Genomic DNA, 542 nt, shown 5'->3' on the forward strand with positions numbered 1-542 from the left:
GCTGCTTATGCTCTATAAAGTAGGCATAAACACCCAGCAGCATTTTGGAATAACCGACACGGGCAGACTTCACCACATTCACCTCACGGATGTAGTCGCTGCCCATCGCATTCATGATGGCCCGCTGAAAGGGCAGTGTTTCCCAGCGCCCTTCCTGGTATGCGGATTCTTTCGGGAGATAGTAATTAGCATCCGCCCATTCAACGGCGGTCTGTGGCTCCGGCCTGAACAGTGAGCGAAGCCCGGCGCGGACAAAATGCCGCAGCCTGTTAACCTGACTGTTCGATATATTCACTCAGCAACCCCGGTATCAGTTCATCCAGCGCGGCTGCTTTGTTCATGGCTTTGATGATATCCCGTTTCAGGAAATCAACATGTCGGTTTTCCAGTTCCGGAAAACGCCGCTGCACCGACAGGGGGAGCCCGTCGAGAATACTGGCAATTTCACCTGCGATCCGCGACAGCACGAAAGTACAGAATGCGGTTTCCACCACTTCAGCGGAGTCTCTGGCATTCTTCAGTTCCTGTGCGTCGGCCTGCGC

Annotated in this window: 1 protein-coding gene and 1 pseudogene; both read right to left on the reverse strand. The window is 54.2% G+C overall.

What is annotated here, in order from left to right:
- A partial coding sequence (locus EMN46_RS18860) for a phage terminase large subunit family protein (protein WP_045177168.1) occupies positions 1 to 295 on the reverse strand: 295 nt, incomplete at its 3' end.
- A pseudogene (locus tag EMN46_RS18865) lies at positions 270 to 542 on the reverse strand (DNA-packaging protein); the annotation flags it as partial. The gene EMN46_RS18860 and the pseudogene EMN46_RS18865, both read right to left, overlap by 26 nt.

This window comes from Ancylomarina sp. 16SWW S1-10-2, from assembly GCF_009669305.1.
In the GTDB taxonomy this organism is placed as follows: domain Bacteria; phylum Bacteroidota; class Bacteroidia; order Bacteroidales; family Marinifilaceae; genus Ancylomarina.